Below are 17,810 nucleotides of genomic sequence, written 5' to 3'. Positions count from 1 at the left end.
GGGGTCAGTTCTGCCAAATGTACATGAGCTCGTGTGCACTTGGCAGAACTGACCCCGGGTTTTATGTCTTGCAGAAGTTCTGGATCACATCAAACGCGTAGCGCGAGGCGACGGTTTTGATGAAATGCATGAAATCTACCGCCGCGTCATCGTTGGCGTTGTCTGAGATCGTTCTGATCACGGCAAACGGTATTCCCAGCTCAAAACACACTTGGGCAACCGCTGCGCCTTCCATTTCCACTGCCAATAAATCAGGCAATGCTGCTTTCAGCGCCTGGATCTGACCCAATTTGCCTATAAATTGATCACCGCTGGCGATCAATCCGCGATGTACACGCGTGATTGTCGATGCAGCGCCAGCCAATCTGTCCGTCAAAGCGACGTCCGTGGCAAAGCTGGACAAGCCGGTCAGCGGAATTTCAAATCTTGGAAACAGCGGGCTGGCATCAAAATCGTGCTGGATCAAACTATCGGCCACCACGATATCGCCGACTTTCACGTTTTTATCCCCGCTTCCAGCGACGCCGGTGAAGACGATGTGCGTAACTCCGAACTTCTCCACAAGGATTGCAGCTGTCATTGCCGCAGCAACCTTGCCTATACGCGATAAAACGCACACAGCGTCGATTTCCCAGAGTTTCCCGGCCGTGTACTCCCTCATGCCGTGAACGTGCTTGGCGGGGCTCTGAAGGGCCTCTATCAGCCCCTGCTGTTCTTCAGCCAACGCACTGATGATGCCTAAACGCATGCTTTTCCTTCAAATTTTGAGTTATCGCTGTGGAGATCCAAGGCTTTTTCCACAACGCGTAGCGAAAAAAAGTGAATTTTAAGGCGTTTCTTGTGGTCTGTAGGGCTTTCAAACGTCAAACAGGCGTCCTATTCCGCCTGCGGCTTTTCCGACGTTATGCTTTTAGTTGTTTACAAAAGGTTTATATAAACATAGTGGTAGTAGTAAACGTGCATATAACTGTGGATAAGTCATGTATACGTTTACAAATCATCTGTTTACAGCGTAAACAACATGCTGCATAAGCGCTGTATCAGCTCAGGAACAGTTTTTGGATAAAATAGTGGCCTGTGGTTAAAAGAGGTGCTTAGCCACATCTCATCCTGTGGATATCCAATCACTTATACACAGTCTCGGTGGTTTTTTCGCCTGAATTGGCATAATTGCAGCGATTTCGGCCCTTTTGCTTGGCGCCATACATCGCTTTGTCCGCGCTTTTCATCAAACTGTCGGCATCCGCACCGTCATGCGGGTACAAAGCGATGCCGATGCTGCTCGAAATATGGGCAATGTCTTCGCCAAGCTGGAACGGCGTACTCATTTTCTTGAGAATTTCCTGCGCAGTGCGCTCGACGTCGGCCGGTTTGCGCAATTCGCTGAGAATCACGGTGAACTCATCCCCACCCAGCCTGGCCACGATATCGCTGGTGCGCACGCAGCTGAGCAGGCGATTTGCCACTTGTTTGAGCAGCACGTCGCCTTTGTCGTGGCCAAGCGTGTCGTTAATTTCCTTGAAGTAGTCGAGATCGACGAACACCAGCGCCATCGGCAGCTGCGAACGGTCGGTTTTTTTCATTTCCTGGCGTAGATGCTCGTACAGCATGTTCCGATTCGGCAAGCCGGTGAGGGTGTCGAAGTTGGCCTGGCGCCAGATCAGCTCCTCGGAAGCTTTTTTCTGCGTGATGTCGCTCAGCAAAGCAACATAGCGGAAGGGATTGCCTTGCTCATCGTAGACGGCGTTGACCACCATCGATGCTAGGAATTCTTCGCCGTCCTTGCTTTGTTGCCACAATTCACCGTTCCAGTGGCCGGTACTCCTCACACACGCAAAAATATCATCGAAAAACTCCTGGTCATGGCGATGAGAGGCTAGTTCGTAGGCACGATGACCGATTAATTTTTTCTCCGTGTACCCGCTCAGCAGCGAAAACGCCGGATTGATGGTCAGGATCTGGCCATTGGCGTCGACCACCATCATGCCTTCGCCGCTGTTTTGGAACAGTAGCGACGCCAGTTTCATCGATTCTTCGTTGACCAGCAGCTGGCGTTCCATTTCACGGCTGGCGCTGTACAGCGTGCGGTAGCGCAATTCGCGTTCTTCCTGGCGCCTGTAGGTGCGCAGTGAAAAATGGCCGGCACTGATCATCAGCAGTAGCAAAATCGCCAGTCCAGCACCGGCCGTGAGGTAGTTTTGTTGCAGTAGACGGTTGGTTTCCGAGTCATTGCTTCCCACCACGATGATCAACGGTAGGCCGTCAATCACGCGATAGCTGAAAATCCGGTTCAGATCGTCGATCACGCTGTGAGTTTTGTAGGTGCCAGCGTTAGCTTTACGAACACCCTCGAACAAGGCGGTCCCACTCAGATCCCGGCCGAACGCTTGGTCAAAATTGGGCACGCGGGCAATGACTTTGCCGCCAGCGTGAACCAGCGTGATCGAGATATCCGCATTGAAGCGCGAGTTTTCAAACACCTTGACGTAACGATCAACGTTGACTGGCGCTGCAACCACGCCCAGGAACTCGCCTGTGGCCGTTTCTACACGGCGACTCAGGAAAAACAGCCGTTTTTTGCTGATTTTGCCAACGGCAGGTCCGCCAATGAACAGCTTGTCCTTGTAGCTATTGCCCAAATGGATTTTGAAATAGTCGCGGTCTGCATATGAGGCGCCGATGACGCTGTTGCCAATCGAAGTGGCGATCGCGTTGCCTTTTGGATCGATAAAAGTGATCCAGTAATCGCTGTTGACACTGGCTCCACGTGAAGAAAGCAGGTCCGTCATTGTTTCTGGTGAACGACTTTGCTTTGCAGACAGCACTTTGATGGCGTTGGCAAAGCTGATCAGCGACAAATCCACCGATTGAATCGAGTACAGCACGTGCGCTTCCATCGCTTTGACGTAATGCTCGGTTTGGGTTCGGACGGCGAGTTCGCGTTCCAGGTAGGCAGTGCGGAATTGGCTGATGACCACAGCAATGGCAAGTGCTGCCATCGACAACAGGCCAGCGATCAGGCGTCGTCGAAATCGCAGATAAGCAGGCGACCTGGAGTTTGTGTGTGGTGAGAACAAAACATCTCCGATTGAAGCTGTTTGTTTGGCAAGTCCAGTATATCGGAGGTTTTATGGTTTACTCTAAAGATGTAATATAAAAATAGTGATAGTTGTTAACACCGACACTTTTCTGTGGATAACTGCTCATTTTGGATTAAAATCAGCCGTTTACGAGCTTTATAAACAGTCGCGTAAACCTTGTATGAGCGAAGAACTGTTTTGGGATAAAAAAAGTCGTCCAGAACATTCGTTTGTTTACTCACATTTGGCACCTGTGGATATCCATATGCTTATCCACAGCCGTAAACAGGGGAATTGATGTCATTAACATCTGTTTTTCCGCATCCGATCGTCCAGGGACCGACCGCTGGCGGTTTCAATACGCCCGCGCAGGTTGCCGCTGTCTCCAACGCCGGTGCGCTGGGTTCGCTGGCCTGTTCCTTGTTGTCGCCGGACGTGATTCGCGACCAAACTGCGCAGATCCGCGCGCTCACCGATCGGCCTTTTTGCCTGAATTTTTTTGTCCAGGAGACACCAAATCCATCTGCGGACGAGGTGGAACGGGCCAAAGAATGGCTGAAACCGGCCTGGTCTTCGCTGGGCTGGACGAAGTTGCCGACGCCTGCCAAATGGTGCGAGGATTTCGCGCCGCAATTTGAAATGCTGATCGCCTTGCGGCCGGCCGTGGCCAGTTTTACCTTCGGCATCCTGAGCGTGGAGCAAATCCAGCGCTTGCATGAGGCCGGCATTTTCGTGATCGGCACCGTGACGCACGTCGATGAAGCGCTGGCCTGGGAAAGCCGGGGCGCCGATGCGGTGATTGCGTCCGGCGTGGAGTCGGGCGGACATCGCGGCACCTTCATCGGCGCACAGGAAAATGCCACGCTAGGAACGTTTGAATTGCTGCCCGCCGTGGTGGCGGCCGTGAATATTCCGGTGATTGCCGCCGGCGGCATCATGGATGGCGCCGATATCCGCCGCGCGCTGGCGGCCGGCGCGCAAGCTGTGCAGATGGGAACGGCTTTCCTGATCTGTGACGAATCCTCGATCGGCGCGGCCTACAAGCAGCGCTTGCTCACGGCCGGCGACCACCCTACCAAATTGACGCGCACTTTTTCCGGCCGCTATGCACGCGGCCTGGAAAACCGCTTCATGCAGCAAATGGCAGTTAACGAACGTTTACTACCGTTATATCCTATTCAAAATGCATTAACGTCACCAATAAGAGCGGAAGCGGCCAGGCGTGGCGAGACCGAACTGATGTCGCTCTGGTGCGGCACTGGCGTATCCCGTGCGCGGGCCATGCCGGCGGCGAAACTGGTGGAAACTTTGCTGGCGGAGATCAGCGCGCAATAAAACGAGGAGACCGTTTTTGGAATCAGCAGGCAGCTACGATTACATCATCATCGGCGCTGGCTCGGCTGGCTGCGTTCTGGCCAACCGGCTCAGCGCAGACAAAGACACCGAAGTCCTGCTGATCGAGGCGGGCGGCCGTGACGATTATGTGTGGATCCACATTCCGGTCGGCTATTTGCATTGCATCGACAATCCCCGCACCGACTGGAAATTCCGCACCGAAGCCGATCCCGGCCTGGGCGGCCGCAGCCTGTTGTACCCGCGCGGCAAAGTGCTCGGCGGCAGCTCCTCGATCAACGGCATGATCTATATGCGTGGCCAGGCCAACGACTACGACCGCTGGGCCGCAATCACCGGCGACGCCAGCTGGCGCTGGGAGTCTGTGCTGCCGCTGTTCAAGAAGAGCGAGGATTACCACGGCGGCGCGTCGGAATTCCACGGCAAGGGCGGTTTGTGGCGCGTGGAAAAACAGCGTTTGTCCTGGCGGATACTGGACGCGTTTCGCGACGCCGCCGAACAGACAGGTATCCAGAAAGTCGACGATTTCAACCGAGGCGACAACGCCGGCTGCGGCTATTTCGACGTCAATCAAAAACGCGGCATCCGCTGGAACACCGCCAAAGCCTTCCTGAGGCCGGCGGCGCAGCGTCCCAATCTGACCATCATGACCGGGTGTCACGTGGAACGTTTGCAGATCGAAAACGGCGCCTGCACCGGCGTGATTTTTACCGGTGCCGGCACACAGTTTACTGCCGGCGCGCGCAAGGAAACCCTGCTGGCGGCTGGCGCCGTTGGCAGTCCGCAAATTTTGCAATGTTCCGGCATCGGTCCGGCGGCGCGCTTGCATGAGCTGGGCATTACGCCGCTGGTCGACCTGCCAGGCGTCGGCGAAAACCTGCAAGACCATCTGCAACTGCGGATGATTTACAAGCTGGGCGGCAGCGCGCGCACCTTGAATACCATGGCCTCCAACTGGTTCGGCAAGATGCGCATCGGCCTCGAATATGCGATGTTCCAGAGCGGGCCGATGTCGATGGCGCCGTCGCAGCTGGGGGCGTTTGCGCGTTCCAGCGCCAACGAGGCGACGCCGAATTTGCAGTACCACGTGCAGCCGCTGTCGCTGGAAAAGTTCGGCGATCCTCTGCACACTTTCCCTGCCTTCACGGCCAGCGTGTGCAATCTGCGGCCGACGTCGCGCGGCCATGTGCGGATCGCCAGCGCCGATCCGTATGCGCCGCCGAAGATTTCGCCGATGTATTTGAGCACGCCGGAAGACCGCAAGGTGGCGGCGGAGGCGCTCACGCTGACCCGCAAAATCGTCGCCGCGCCGGCGCTGAAACAGTACGCGCCGGAAGAGTACAAGCCCGGCATCCACTACCGCACCGAGCAAGAACTGGCCGAAGCCGCCAGTATCATCGGCACCACAATTTTCCATCCGGTCGGCAGCTGCAAGATGGGCCGCGCGGACGATCCGACAGCGGTGGTCGACAGTCAAATGCGCGTAAAAGGCGTCAGCGGATTGCGGGTTGTGGATGCGTCCGTCATGCCTTTCATCACCTCCGGAAACACCAATTCCCCGACGATCATGATTGCGGAAAAAGCTGCCCAGCTAATCCGCGCCGCCTGAATCTAGATCAAAAATTCATCGTATTTATACTGTATTGTTAGCTAATTTGTTACTGTGTATGATCTAGAAAAAATTGGTACTTTGAAAAGAATAACAGGGAGACAGGATGTCCGACGTTATCTTGGAAACAAAGCATTTGACCAAGGAATTCAAGGGTTTTACTGCGGTCAATGACGTCAATCTGAAGGTCCAGCGCGGCCACATCCACGCGCTGATTGGCCCTAACGGGGCAGGCAAAACCACATGCTTCAATTTGCTGACCAAGTTCCTGGTGCCGACCTCGGGCCAGATCCTGTTCAACGGCAATGACATCACGGCCGCCCGGCCGGCGCAGATCGCACGCATGGGCGTGATCCGTTCGTTCCAGATTTCCGCCGTGTTTCCGCACCTGACGGTGTTGCAGAATGTCCGCATAGGCTTGCAGCGCCAGCTCGGCACCAGCTTCTTTTTCTGGCAAAGCGAACGGGCGCTGGACCGGCTCAACGAGCGCGCCATGCAGCTGCTGGCGGAAGTCGATCTGACCGAGTTCGCCGACACCATCACGGTCGATATGCCTTACGGCCGCAAGCGCGCGCTGGAAATCGCCACTACGCTGGCGATGGAACCGGAGCTGATGCTGCTGGATGAGCCGACGCAGGGCATGGGCCATGAAGACGTTCACCGCGTTACCGAGCTGATCAAAAAAGTCTCGGCCGGCCGCACTATTTTGATGGTCGAACACAATATGAAAGTGGTGTCCGGCATCTGCGACAAGATCTCGGTATTGCAGCGCGGCGCCATGCTGGCGGAAGGCTCGTATGCCGAGGTGGCCAGCAACGCGCAGGTGATGGAAGCCTACATGGGCACGGAAGCCGCCGTGCTGGAAGGAGCGCACTGATGACGGCCGCTCTGGAAATCGCCAACCTGCAGGCCTGGTACGGCGAATCGCACATCCTGCACAACGTCAATATGTCGGTGCAGCCGGGTGAGGTGGTGACGCTGCTCGGCCGTAACGGCGCCGGCCGCACCACCACGCTGCGCGCCATCATGGGCCTGACCGGCGCGCGCAAAGGCTCGATCAAGGTCAACGGCGCGGAAGCGATCGGCTTGCAGACGCATAAGATTGCCCACCTCGGCATCGGCTATTGCCCGGAAGAGCGCGGCATTTTTTCGTCGCTGTCGACCGAGGAAAACCTGATGCTGCCGCCGCAGTTGAACGGCGCGGACAAGGGCATGTCGGTGGCGGAAATCTATGCCATGTTTCCCAATCTGGAGGAACGCAAACACAGCCAGGGCACGCGGCTTTCCGGCGGCGAGCAGCAGATGCTGGCCGTCGCCCGCATCCTGCGCACCGGCGCGCGCCTGCTGCTGCTGGATGAAATCTCGGAAGGCCTGGCGCCGGTGATTGTGCAGGGGCTGGCGCGCATGATTACCACGCTCAAATCCAAGGGCTACACGATCGTGATGGTGGAACAGAATTTCCGGTTTGCCGCACCGCTGGCGGACCGGTTTTATGTGATGGAACATGGGCAGATTGTGGAGACCTTTGTTGCATCGGAGTTGAACGCCAAGATGCCGGTGTTGAACGAGCTTCTCGGTGTTTAAAAATAACAACCACGGTAGGAGACGAACAATGAAAATCAAAGCCATCACCCTTGCAGCCGCCGCGTGCGTATCGTCCATCGCATGCTTCTCCGCCCAGGCGCAGATTTCCAATGACACCATCAAGATCGGCCTTATCACCGACATGTCCGGCCTGTACACCGACATCGACGGCGCCGGCGGCGCTGAAGCCATCAAGATGGCAATTGCCGATGCGGGCGGCAACATCAACGGCAAGAAGATCGAATTCATTTCTGCCGACCACCAGAACAAGGCCGACATTGCCGCCTCCAAGGCGCGCGAGTGGTTCGACCAGCAGGGCGTCGATATGCTGATCGGCGGCACCAATTCCGGCGCCAACCTGGCCATGGCCAAGGTGGCGGCCGAGAAGAAAAAAATCTTCATCTCGATCGGTGCCGGCTCGGCCCGCTTGACCAACGAAGAGTGCTCGCCGTACACGGTGCATTACGCCTACGACACCATCGCGCTGGCGCGCGGCACCGGCGGCGCCATCGTCAAGCAGGGTGGCAAGAACTGGTATTTCATGACCGCCGACTATGCCTTCGGCCAGTCGCTGGAAAAAGATACGTCCGAGGTGGTGAAGGCGGCCGGCGGCAAGGTGCTGGGCTCGGTCAAGCATCCGCTGTCGGCGTCGGACTTCTCGTCCTTCCTGTTGCAGGCGCAGTCGTCGGGCGCGCAGATTCTCGGCCTGGCCAATGCCGGCGGCGATGCGATCAATTCCATCAAGGCGGCCAACGAATTCGGCATCACCAAGAAGATGAAGCTGGCCGGCCTGCTGATCTTCATTAACGACGTGCACTCGCTGGGCCTGAACCTGACGCAGGGCATGTACCTGACCGACGGCTGGTACTGGGACCAGAATCCGGAAACGCGCGCCTGGTCCAAGCGTTACTTTGACAAGATGAAGAAGGAGCCGTCGATGCTGCAGGCCGCCGATTACTCGGCCGCCGGCAACTACCTGAAAGCGGTGAAGGCGGTCGGCACCGATGATTCGGACAAGGTGATGGCTTACCTGAAGGCGAACAAGATCAACGACATGTTCACCAAGAACGGCGTGATCCGTCCGGACGGCCGCATGGTGCACGATATGTACCTGATGGAAGTGAAGAAGCCGGCGGAATCGAAGTATCCATGGGATTACTACAAGGTCGTGGCCACCATTCCGGGCGACCAGGCGTACGCCACCAAGGCGGAGACCAAGTGCAGCCTGTGGAAATAAGCTGAGTTATCCACCTTCGCTCCCGCACTCGCGGGAGCCACTATTTTCAGGGTTCCCATGGAAATTTTAGGCCGTCCCTTGCCCGTGATTATGAGCCAGCTGTCGCTGGGCCTGGTCAACGGATCGTTCTACGCGATGCTGTCGCTTGGCCTGGCTGTCATCTTCGGCCTGCTCAATGTGATTAACTTTTCCCACGGCGCGCTGTACATGATGGGCGCGTTCCTGGCATGGATGGGCATTGAATACTGCGGGCTCAACTACTGGGCGGTGCTGGTGCTGGCGCCGCTACTGGTGGGCGTGTTCGGCATCGTCATCGAAAGGACCATGCTGCGTCATTTGTACCAGCTGGACCACCTGTATGGCCTGCTGCTGACCTTCGGTATCACGCTGCTGGTGGAAGGCGTGTTCCGCTCGTTCTACGGCGTCTCCGGCCAGCCGTTCCAGGTGCCGGAAGCGCTGGCCGGATCCACTGACCTCGGCTTCATGGCGATGCCGAATTACCGCAGCTGGGTGGTGGTGGCATCGCTGGTGGTGTGCCTGTCGACCTGGTTCGTGATCGAGAAGACCAAACTGGGTGCTTACCTGCGCGCCGGTACCGAGAATCCCAAGCTGGTGGAAGCGTTCGGCATCAACGTGCCGCTGATGGTGACGCTGACCTACGGCTTCGGCGTCGCTTTGGCGGGCTTTGCAGGCGTTCTGGCGGCCCCAATCATCCAGGTGCAGCCCCTGATGGGGCAGAACCTGATTATCGTCGTATTCGCCGTTGTAGTGATCGGCGGCATGGGGTCGATCATGGGCTCGATCCTGACCGGGCTTGGCCTGGGTGTTATCGAAGGCCTGACCAAAGTGTTCTATCCGGAGTTTTCATCCACGGTGGTGTTCCTGGTGATGGTGGTGGTATTGCTGCTGCGTCCAGCCGGCTTGTTCGGGAAGGAAAAATGATGAACAAGAAAATCGGCTACCTGATCGCCTTTGCGATCGCCGTGGCGGCGCCGTTTATCGGCTACCCGGTGTTCCTGTCCAAGCTGCTGTGCTTTGCGCTGTTTGCCTGCGCCTTCAACCTGCTGATCGGCTTTACCGGTTTGCTGTCGTTCGGCCACGCGGCTTTCTTCGGCGCCGCCGGCTACGTCGCCGGCAATGCGCTGAAGAACTGGGGCCTGCCGTTTGAGCTGGGCCTGCTGGCCGGCGTCGTGGCTGGCGCGCTGATCGGGCTGGTGATGGGCGCGCTGGCGATCCGCCGCCAAGGCATCTACTTCTCGATGATTACGCTGGCGCTGGCGCAGATGGTGTATTTCGGCGCGCTGCGGGCAGGGGAGTTCACCGGCGGCGAGGATGGCCTGCAAGGTGTTCCACGTGGACGATTCCTCGGCGTGCTCGACCTCGGCAACGACACCAACCTTTACTTCGTGGTGCTAGGCATCTGCGTGCTGGCGTTTGCGCTGATCCTGCGCACAGTGCATTCGCCGTTCGGTCAGGTGTTGAAGGCGATCAAGGAAAACGAGCCGCGCGCCATCTCGCTCGGCTACGACGTCGACAAGTACAAGCTGCTGGCCTTCGTGCTGTCGGCCGCGCTGGCGGGGCTGGCGGGCGCCACCAAGACGGTGGTGCTGGGCTTCGAAACCTTGACCGATGTCCATTGGACGATGTCTGGTTTGGTTATCCTGATGACGCTAGTCGGCGGCATGGGGACGCTGGCCGGTCCGATGCTCGGCGCGATCATCATCGTCATGCTGGAAAACAAACTGGGCGACTGGGGCACGCTGCTGGCCAACGTCACCGGCATCGAGTGGTTTAACACCATCGGCGAAGCGGTCAACATGGTGGTTGGCCTGATCTTCATTATTTGTGTGCTGTTGTTCCGGCGCGGGATTATTGGTGAGTTCATTGCGCTGGCCGGAAAGAAGAAACCAGTGTGAGGAAACCATGCAAAGCAAAACGATTGTGTTGGCGCTGGCCAGCATCGCAGTCACCGCCTGCGGTTCGCACCATCATCACGATGAGCGCGAAGACCTGAACACCAAGCCGAGTTATCTCGGCGCCATCAGCAGCATCAACTACGACGGCGTCAGCGACGATTTGCTGACCGCTGGCCTCGGCAAGACAGGATTGGCCGGCGCCACGCCGGCCTATGCCGACCCCAATAATCCCACCGCCCCGGAACTGCGCCGTAACGCCATCTACGCCAATTACCGGGCGGTGCTGGATATCGCCGCCAATAGCGGCTACGGCACGCTGTACGGCCCCAACGTCGACGCCAAGGGCGTGGTGGTGGGCGGCGAGGGCAAGGTCGCTGGTGCCGAATACATCGCCTACGCCGACGATGGCAGCGGCAACCAGAACGTGACCTTGATGGTGCAGGTGCCGGTGGGGTTCGATGTGAAAAATCCCTGCATCGTCACCGGCACATCGAGTGGCTCGCGCGGCATCTACGGCGCCATCGGCAGCTCGGGCGAGTGGGGGCTGAAGAACAACTGCGCCGTGGCCTATGCCGACAAGGGCAGCGGCACCGGCCTGTACACCTTCGACGACGACAGCGTGAACTTGCAGAACGGTGTGCGCGCCACACGCGCTGCGGCCGGCAAGAACGCCAGCTTCGCGCCGGTGCTGACGGATGCCGAGCGGGCGGCGTTTGCGGCGGCGTATCCGGGACGCGTGGCGTTCAAGCACGCGCACTCGCAGCAGAATCCGGAAAAGGACTGGGGCAAGTTCACCTTGCAGGCGGTGGAGTTTGCCTTCTACGTGCTCAACGAAAAGTACGGCGCGCTGGCGCGGGATAACACCAGCCATGTTGTGATGCTGACGCCGAAGAATACGATCACGATCGCCTCCAGCATTTCCAATGGGGCAGGCTCGGCGTTGCTGGCGGCGGAGCAGGACAGCAAGGGATTGATCACCGGCGTGGCCGCCAGCGAGCCGCAGATCCAGCCCAAGTCCGGCAGCGGCTACACGGTACGGCAGGGCGCTGCGGCGGTGACGGGGCAGGGCAAGGCGCTGTTCGATTACTCGACCTATGCCGCGCTGTACCAGCCCTGCATCGCCTCCACAGCGGCGGCGCCGGGACGCTGCACGGCCCTGGTGGCGCGCGGCCTGTTGAGCGGCGCCGATCTGACGGCGCAGCAGACCGACGCCAAGGCACGGCTTAAGGCGTATGGCTGGCTGCCGGATTCCGATGTGCTGCAAGCGGCGCATGCGGGTACTAACATCCTGGTGGCGGTGACCTACGCTTACGCCTACGGAAAATTTTCTGTGACGGATAAAGTCTGCGGTTTCACATTTGCGCCGACCGATGCGAGCGGCGTGCCGGTGGCTTTTACTGCAGCGCAGAAGGCCAGCAGTTTTGCCACGCAGAACGGAATCATCGGCAGCGTGGTGTATGAGGATTCGGTGGGCGGTGCGAAGGCGTATAACTTTGGCGTGTCGCCGGTGAGCGGGATTGCGGATCAGTCGCTGGATGGCTTCCTGTGTTTGCGTTCGCTGGCAACGGGGACGGATGCGGTGACCGGCGCGCCGCTGAGCGGGACGTTGGCGGCGCAGAGTACACGCGTGCGCGCTGGTGTGGCAGAGGTGGCCGCCAGCGGCAATCTGAAGGGCAAGCCGGCCATCATCGTGCAGGGACGCAGCGATACGCTGATACCGGTGAACTTCGCTTCACGTGCGTATGTGGGACTGAATGCGTCGGTGGAGGGCAGTGCGAGCAAGCTGCGCTATATCGAGGTGACCAATGCCAATCACTTCGATTCGTTTGCCAATGCGCTGCCGGCGAACATCGTGCCGCTGCATGTGTACCTGTTCCGGGCGCTGGATGCGATGCTGGCCAACTTGCGCAGCAGCGCGACGGCCTTGCCGCCATCGCAGGTGGTGCGGACGGTGACGCGGGCGGATAACACCACCGCGATTACCGTCGCCAATGTGCCGCCGTTCGCCGCAACCCCAACGGCGGCGAACTCGATCGCTATCAGTGGCACGACAATTACAGTGCCTGATTGAGCGGCGCAGCCGACCCCGGTAGGTCGGGGTCAGACCCCGTACGGGGTCTGACCCCTGCGGCTCGCCGTGCGGGGTAAATGTTACAGCGCCGATGCATAGATAGCGCGCGCATCCTCCCGCGTCATGAGGCGGGGGTTATTGCCGAGTAACCGGGTCTGAAGCATGGCGTCATCCGCCAGCCGATCCAGATCCGTTTCTTTGATGCCGACCTGTTGCAACGTCCGCTCAATTCCCGTCACGGTGGCGATTTGTTGCATAGCAACAGCCAGCGCCTCCGCCCTCGCCTCGGCCGAGCCGCTTGCCGCCGGCACCACAATCTCCGCCAGCTCCGCATATAGCCCGGCCGCCTCCGGCGCATTGAAGCGCAGCACATGAGGCAGCACCAGCGAATTCGACAGCCCGTGTGGCACGTGGAATATCCCGCCGATCGGATACGCCAGCGCGTGCACCGCCGCCACCGGCGCGTTGGAAAACGCCTGCCCCGCCAGCATCGCTCCCAGCAACATGGCCTGCCGCGCCGCCAGGTTCTTGCCGTCCTCGCACGCCGTAATCAGGTTGGCAGACAGCAGCCCCAGCGCCTTACGCGCCAGCACATCGGACAGCGGATTCTTTTTATGCCGGGTGGTGTATGCCTCGATGGCATGCACCATGGCATCAATGCCGGTGGCCGCAGTTACCTGCGGCGGCAGCCCCAGTGTCAGCTCCGCATCCAACAATGCCAAATCGGCATAGAGTTGCGGCGCGACTACGCCCATCTTTGTGGTAGCCCCGGTCGTCACAATCGCGATGTTGGTCACCTCCGAACCGGTGCCGGCGGTGGTGGGAATTTGCACCAGCGGCAGCCGTGTTCCCTTCACATTACCGATGCCGTAGATCGCCTCGATGGGCTGCTCGCTGTCGGTCAGCACCGCAATCAGCTTGGCTACGTCCATCGAACTGCCACCACCCAGGCCGATGACGATGTCAGCCCGGAACGCCCGTGCCGCGCCAACAGCCTCCAGCACCACCACCTCCGGTGGGTCCGCCACCACCTTGGAATACACCTCGACCGCCAGTCCAGCAGCCCGTAAGCTGGCCGCCGGTGCATCCACCAGCCCGGTCTTCAGGAAGCCCGGATCGGTGACCAGCAGCGCGCGCCGGGCGTCGGGAAAGCGCTGGGCGATGTGCTCGCCGAGGCGCGCAGCGGCGCCCAACTCGGAAACGATATGGGCCACGGTGCTGAAAGAAAAGGCAGGGAAATCAGTCATGACGGCGTCCGTTCAGTAGTGAATTCGTCGTCTAGCTTACTCCAAGCCATGCCGCATGCGCATAAGCTGGCGCAGATTTCTTCCGTACAATAGAGCCTTTGCACGTTACGGATGGCGGGATCATGGTGGACTTCTGGGTGTTAGGTATTGCTGCGTTTGGCGCAGGACTGGTCGATGCGGTGGTTGGGGGAGGCGGGCTGATCCAGCTGCCGACCATGTTCACGGTGTTCCCCAACATGGCGCCGGCCACGCTGATCGGCACCAACAAGCTGGCCAGCATCTTTGGCACCAGCGTGGCGGCGGTCAGCTATGCGCGCCGGGTGGCGATTGCCTGGTCGGTAGCGACGCCGGCCGCGATGGCGGCGCTGGTGTTTGCCTTCTTCGGCGCCTACACCGTTACCCATGTCTCGGCTGACTTCATGCGCACCGCGCTGCCGGTGGTACTGGTGCTGGTGGCGATCTACACCTTCGCCAAGAAAGACTTCGGCAGCGTGCACGCACCAATCCACTCGGGCGCCAAGGAACAGTCGTTGGCGCTGGTGGTCGGCGCCGCCATTGGTTTCTATGATGGCTTCTTCGGTCCGGGCACCGGCAGCTTCCTGGTGTTCCTGTTCGTGCGCGTGTTCGGCTTCGACTTCCTGGGTGCGTCCGCGGTAGCCAAGGTGGTTAATGTGGCGTGCAACTTCGCCGGCCTGGTGTGGTTCGGCTACGCCGGCCACCTGATCTGGCAACTGGGCTTGACCATGGCCGTGTGCCAGATTGCCGGTTCCCTGATCGGTTCGCGCATGGCGATGAAGCACGGCAGCGGCTTCGTCCGCAAGCTGTTCCTGGTGGTGGTATCGGTGCTGATTGTCAAAACTGGTTACGACGCATGGCTGCGGTGGTGATACCTTGGTGACACTGTTCCACGTGAAACAATAGAAAAAGGGCACTTGGCAACTCACCAAGTGCCCTTTTTTTATTGTTTCACGTGGAACACAGCCAACAATATTTTTGCCTAAAAAAGTCGCAGCACCAAAAAAACTCTATAATCTGACCTTGATCCCCTTCGCTTTAAATTCTCCACCATGCTATTTCCTACGAAATTCGACGTCATCGTTGTCGGCGGTGGTCATGCCGGTACCGAAGCTGCACTCGCTTCTGCCCGCATGGGCCAGAAGACGCTGCTGCTCACCCACAACATTGAGACGCTGGGTCAGATGTCGTGCAATCCCTCCATCGGCGGTATCGGCAAAGGCCATCTGGTCAAAGAAGTCGATGCGCTGGGCGGCGCCATGGCGATCGCTACCGATGAATCGGGTATCCAGTTCCGCATCTTGAATTCCTCCAAAGGTCCGGCCGTACGCGCCACGCGCGCGCAAGCCGACCGCATCCTGTACAAGGCCGCCATTCGTGAGCGCCTGGAAAACCAACCTAACCTGTGGCTGTTCCAGCAGGCGGTGGACGACCTGATCGTGGAAGGCGACCGCGTGGTCGGCGCCGTTACCCAGATCGGCCTGAAGTTCCTGGCGCCAGCCGTGGTGCTGACCGCCGGCACTTTCCTCGACGGTAAGATCCACGTTGGCCTCAACAGCTATTCGGGTGGCCGTGCCGGCGATCCGCCAGCCGTGTCGCTGTCCGCGCGGCTGAAAGAACTGAAGCTGCCGCAAGGCCGCCTGAAGACCGGCACGCCGCCGCGCATCGACGGCCGCAGCATCGACTTCACGCAGATGACCGAGCAGCCAGGCGACCTCGATCCAGTACCGGTGTTCTCGGTGATGGGCAATGCTGCCATGCACCCTGAGCAAATGCCGTGCTGGATCACGCACACCAACCAGCAAACCCACGACATCATCCGTGGCGGTCTGGACCGTAGCCCGATGTACACCGGCGTGATCGAAGGCGTCGGCCCGCGTTATTGCCCGTCGATCGAAGACAAGATTCACCGCTTCGCCTCCAAGGAATCGCACCAGATTTTCCTGGAGCCGGAAGGCCTGACCACGCACGAATTCTATCCAAACGGCATCTCAACCAGCCTGCCGTTCGACGTGCAGATCGCGCTGGTGCGCTCGATGAAAGGCCTGGAAAACGCCCATATCTTGCGTCCTGGCTATGCTATTGAGTACGATTATTTCGACCCGCGCGGCCTGAAAGCGTCGCTGGAAACCAAGGCCATCAACGGCCTGTTCTTCGCCGGCCAGATCAACGGCACCACCGGTTACGAAGAGGCGGCGGCGCAAGGGCTGCTGGCTGGCGTCAACGCCGCGCTGCAAACCCAGGGCCGTGAAGCCTGGACGCCAGCCCGTTCGGAAGCCTATCTGGGTGTGATGGTGGACGACCTCGTTACGCAAGGCGTGATGGAGCCGTACCGCATGTTCACCAGCCGTGCCGAGTATCGCCTGAGTCTGCGCGAAGACAACGCGGACATGCGCCTGACCGAAATCGGCCGCAAGCTGGGCGTGATCGGCGATGCGCAGTGGGAAGCCTTCGACCGCAAGCGCGAGTCGGTTGGCCGCGAACTGGAGCGGCTGCGCTCCACGTGGGTGAACCCGCGCATCCTGGAAGCGGCTGAGTCCGAGCGCGTGATTGGCCAGGCCATCGAGCGCGAGTATTCGCTGGCCGATTTGCTGCGCCGTCCGGGCGTTGCCTACGACACGCTGATGACGCTCAAAGGCATCGATGGCCGCGAGCTCGCAGGTCCGGGCGAGACCGATGCAGCAGTCAAGGAACAGATCGAAATCCAGCTTAAATATTCGGGCTATATCGACCGCCAGACCAAGGAAGTCGAGCGCCACGAGCACTACGAAAACCTGAAATTGCCGGAAGGTTTCAGCTACCTGGACATCACCGCGCTGTCGGTGGAAGTGCGCCAGAAGTTGCACGCGCAGCGTCCGGAAACGCTGGGTCAGGCATCGCGTATTTCCGGTGTGACGCCGGCGGCGATTTCGCTACTGCTGGTGCACCTGAAGAAGGCCGGTTTCGGCGGTTTTTTGAATAAAGAAGAGGCAGCTTAATGAAGGTGTTTGACCGCAACGTAGTAGCGGATGTTTTGAAACAAGGCATCAAACAGCTGCCCTTGCAGCTGAGCGAGGAACAGGTAGAAAAGCTGCTGGACTACCTGGCCCTGCTGAACAAGTGGAATTCGGTCTACAACCTGACCTCGGTGCGCGACCCCATGGAAATGGTCAAGCTGCACCTGCTGGACTCGCTGACGGCGGTATCGGCCTTTGCCGGCGCCGCCAACGTGCTGGACGTTGGGGCAGGGGGCGGCTTGCCGGGCATGGTGCTGGCGATCAGCCGTCCGGACATGAAAGTGTCGATGATCGACACGGTGCACAAGAAGACCGCCTTCCTCAATCAGGTGAAGGCGGAGCTGGAACTGGGCAATGTAACGGTGTACACCAAGAAGGTGCAGGAACTGGAAGTGAAGACCAAGTTCGACGTCATTACCTCCAGGGCCTTCGCAGACCTGTCGGACTTCGTCAACTGGTCCGGGCACCTGCTGGCGGAGGGCGGCCAATTCATCGCCTTGAAAGGCACGGCGCCGGCAGAGGAGCGAGAGCGACTGCCAGCACCATGGAAAGTGCAGAAACTGGAGCCTTTGGCCGTGCCGGGGCTGGACGCAGAACGCCACCTGGTATTCATCCAGGCTGATGAAAACGCAGAAACAGAGTAAACGGTTTATACGGTATAAATGGTTTATATCATATAAATAGTATAAATCGTTTATATCG

Annotated in this window: 14 protein-coding genes; 11 read left to right on the top strand and 3 right to left on the bottom strand. The window is 59.1% G+C overall.

Translation table 11 applies throughout. The features are described from left to right. Window positions 1-61: 61 nt before the first annotated feature. Together GTP69_RS14950 and GTP69_RS14945 are read right to left on the bottom strand one after the other, a co-directional pair. The gene (locus GTP69_RS14950) at window positions 62-748 is read right to left on the bottom strand and encodes a 5'-methylthioadenosine/adenosylhomocysteine nucleosidase (protein ID WP_161055614.1); all 687 of its coding nucleotides are present in this window, start codon (window positions 746-748) and stop codon (window positions 62-64) included. A 376-nt stretch (window positions 749-1,124) separates the two neighbouring features. Continuing rightward, entirely contained in the window at window positions 1,125-2,999 is a 1,875-nt protein-coding gene (locus GTP69_RS14945) for a bifunctional diguanylate cyclase/phosphodiesterase (RefSeq protein ID WP_161055613.1), read from the bottom strand. Between the two features lie 378 nt (window positions 3,000-3,377). On the opposite strand from GTP69_RS14945, the gene GTP69_RS14940 reads away from it, so the two are divergent. The 8 genes from GTP69_RS14940 (at window position 3,378) to GTP69_RS14905 (ending at window position 12,850) form a co-directional block, all read left to right on the top strand. Continuing rightward, a complete protein-coding gene (locus tag GTP69_RS14940; RefSeq protein ID WP_161055612.1) occupies window positions 3,378-4,415 on the top strand; it encodes an NAD(P)H-dependent flavin oxidoreductase in 1,038 nt (345 codons plus the stop codon). A 16-nt stretch (window positions 4,416-4,431) separates the two neighbouring features. Further along, a complete protein-coding gene (locus GTP69_RS14935; RefSeq protein ID WP_161055611.1) occupies window positions 4,432-6,042 on the top strand; it encodes a GMC family oxidoreductase in 1,611 nt (536 codons plus the stop codon). A gap of 106 nt (window positions 6,043-6,148) precedes the next feature. Further along, window positions 6,149-6,919, top strand: a complete 771-nt coding sequence (locus tag GTP69_RS14930; RefSeq protein ID WP_161055610.1) for an ABC transporter ATP-binding protein — start codon at window positions 6,149-6,151, stop codon at window positions 6,917-6,919. Beyond that, complete coding sequence (locus GTP69_RS14925; RefSeq protein WP_161055609.1) at window positions 6,919-7,626, top strand: ABC transporter ATP-binding protein; 708 nt, start codon at window positions 6,919-6,921, stop codon at window positions 7,624-7,626. The genes GTP69_RS14930 and GTP69_RS14925 overlap by 1 nt, the downstream gene beginning before the upstream one ends. Before the next feature lie 28 nt (window positions 7,627-7,654). After that, a complete protein-coding gene (locus tag GTP69_RS14920; protein ID WP_161055608.1) occupies window positions 7,655-8,863 on the top strand; it encodes an ABC transporter substrate-binding protein in 1,209 nt (402 codons plus the stop codon). A 57-nt stretch (window positions 8,864-8,920) separates the two neighbouring features. Further along, window positions 8,921-9,805, top strand: coding sequence for a branched-chain amino acid ABC transporter permease (locus GTP69_RS14915; RefSeq protein ID WP_161055607.1), 885 nt, complete (start codon window positions 8,921-8,923; stop codon window positions 9,803-9,805). Further along, window positions 9,805-10,779, top strand: a complete 975-nt coding sequence (locus GTP69_RS14910; RefSeq protein WP_110846046.1) for a branched-chain amino acid ABC transporter permease — start codon at window positions 9,805-9,807, stop codon at window positions 10,777-10,779. The genes GTP69_RS14915 and GTP69_RS14910 overlap by 1 nt, the downstream gene beginning before the upstream one ends. Window positions 10,780-10,786: 7 nt before the next feature. Further along, window positions 10,787-12,850, top strand: a complete 2,064-nt coding sequence (locus GTP69_RS14905) for a 3-hydroxybutyrate oligomer hydrolase family protein (RefSeq protein ID WP_161055606.1) — start codon at window positions 10,787-10,789, stop codon at window positions 12,848-12,850. 80 nt (window positions 12,851-12,930) lie between these two features. On the opposite strand, the gene GTP69_RS14900 is transcribed toward GTP69_RS14905, so the two are convergent. Beyond that, the gene (locus tag GTP69_RS14900) at window positions 12,931-14,097 is read right to left on the bottom strand and encodes an iron-containing alcohol dehydrogenase (RefSeq protein ID WP_161055605.1); all 1,167 of its coding nucleotides are present in this window, start codon (window positions 14,095-14,097) and stop codon (window positions 12,931-12,933) included. A 122-nt stretch (window positions 14,098-14,219) separates the two neighbouring features. Between GTP69_RS14900 and GTP69_RS14895 the strand changes: the two genes are divergently transcribed. From GTP69_RS14895 to rsmG, 3 genes are all read left to right on the top strand, one after another. Beyond that, window positions 14,220-14,984 carry a sulfite exporter TauE/SafE family protein gene (locus GTP69_RS14895; protein WP_161055604.1) on the top strand — a complete coding sequence of 255 codons (765 nt, stop codon included), beginning with the start codon at window positions 14,220-14,222 and terminating at the stop codon, window positions 14,982-14,984. A gap of 180 nt (window positions 14,985-15,164) precedes the next feature. Continuing rightward, window positions 15,165-17,090: a tRNA uridine-5-carboxymethylaminomethyl(34) synthesis enzyme MnmG gene (mnmG, locus tag GTP69_RS14890; protein WP_161055603.1), complete on the top strand. Its 1,926-nt coding sequence runs from the start codon at window positions 15,165-15,167 to the stop codon at window positions 17,088-17,090. Next, the gene (rsmG, locus tag GTP69_RS14885; protein WP_161055602.1) at window positions 17,090-17,752 is read left to right on the top strand and encodes a 16S rRNA (guanine(527)-N(7))-methyltransferase RsmG; all 663 of its coding nucleotides are present in this window, start codon (window positions 17,090-17,092) and stop codon (window positions 17,750-17,752) included. Before mnmG ends, rsmG begins: the two co-directional genes overlap by 1 nt. The last annotated feature ends 58 nt before the right edge of the window (window positions 17,753-17,810 follow it).

Origin of the sequence: Duganella levis (assembly GCF_009857605.1) — a bacterium.
GTDB classification, from domain to species: domain Bacteria; phylum Pseudomonadota; class Gammaproteobacteria; order Burkholderiales; family Burkholderiaceae_D; genus Rugamonas; species Rugamonas levis.
Note: the sequence above shows the minus strand (reverse complement) of the source record. Positions and strands in the feature narration are given on the sequence as shown.

Coding starts and splice junctions, on each gene's coding strand:
- GTP69_RS14950 (WP_161055614.1), bottom strand. CDS start 748: ATGCGTTTAGGCATCATCAGTGCGTTGGCTGAAGAACAGCAGGGGCTG.
- GTP69_RS14945 (WP_161055613.1), bottom strand. CDS start 2,999: ATGGCAGCACTTGCCATTGCTGTGGTCATCAGCCAATTCCGCACTGCC.
- GTP69_RS14940 (WP_161055612.1), top strand. CDS start 3,378: ATGTCATTAACATCTGTTTTTCCGCATCCGATCGTCCAGGGACCGACC.
- GTP69_RS14930 (WP_161055610.1), top strand. CDS start 6,149: ATGTCCGACGTTATCTTGGAAACAAAGCATTTGACCAAGGAATTCAAG.
- GTP69_RS14925 (WP_161055609.1), top strand. CDS start 6,919: ATGACGGCCGCTCTGGAAATCGCCAACCTGCAGGCCTGGTACGGCGAA.
- GTP69_RS14920 (WP_161055608.1), top strand. CDS start 7,655: ATGAAAATCAAAGCCATCACCCTTGCAGCCGCCGCGTGCGTATCGTCC.
- GTP69_RS14915 (WP_161055607.1), top strand. CDS start 8,921: ATGGAAATTTTAGGCCGTCCCTTGCCCGTGATTATGAGCCAGCTGTCG.
- GTP69_RS14910 (WP_110846046.1), top strand. CDS start 9,805: ATGAACAAGAAAATCGGCTACCTGATCGCCTTTGCGATCGCCGTGGCG.
- GTP69_RS14905 (WP_161055606.1), top strand. CDS start 10,787: ATGCAAAGCAAAACGATTGTGTTGGCGCTGGCCAGCATCGCAGTCACC.
- GTP69_RS14900 (WP_161055605.1), bottom strand. CDS start 14,097: ATGACTGATTTCCCTGCCTTTTCTTTCAGCACCGTGGCCCATATCGTT.
- GTP69_RS14895 (WP_161055604.1), top strand. CDS start 14,220: ATGGTGGACTTCTGGGTGTTAGGTATTGCTGCGTTTGGCGCAGGACTG.
- mnmG (WP_161055603.1), top strand. CDS start 15,165: ATGCTATTTCCTACGAAATTCGACGTCATCGTTGTCGGCGGTGGTCAT.
- rsmG (WP_161055602.1), top strand. CDS start 17,090: ATGAAGGTGTTTGACCGCAACGTAGTAGCGGATGTTTTGAAACAAGGC.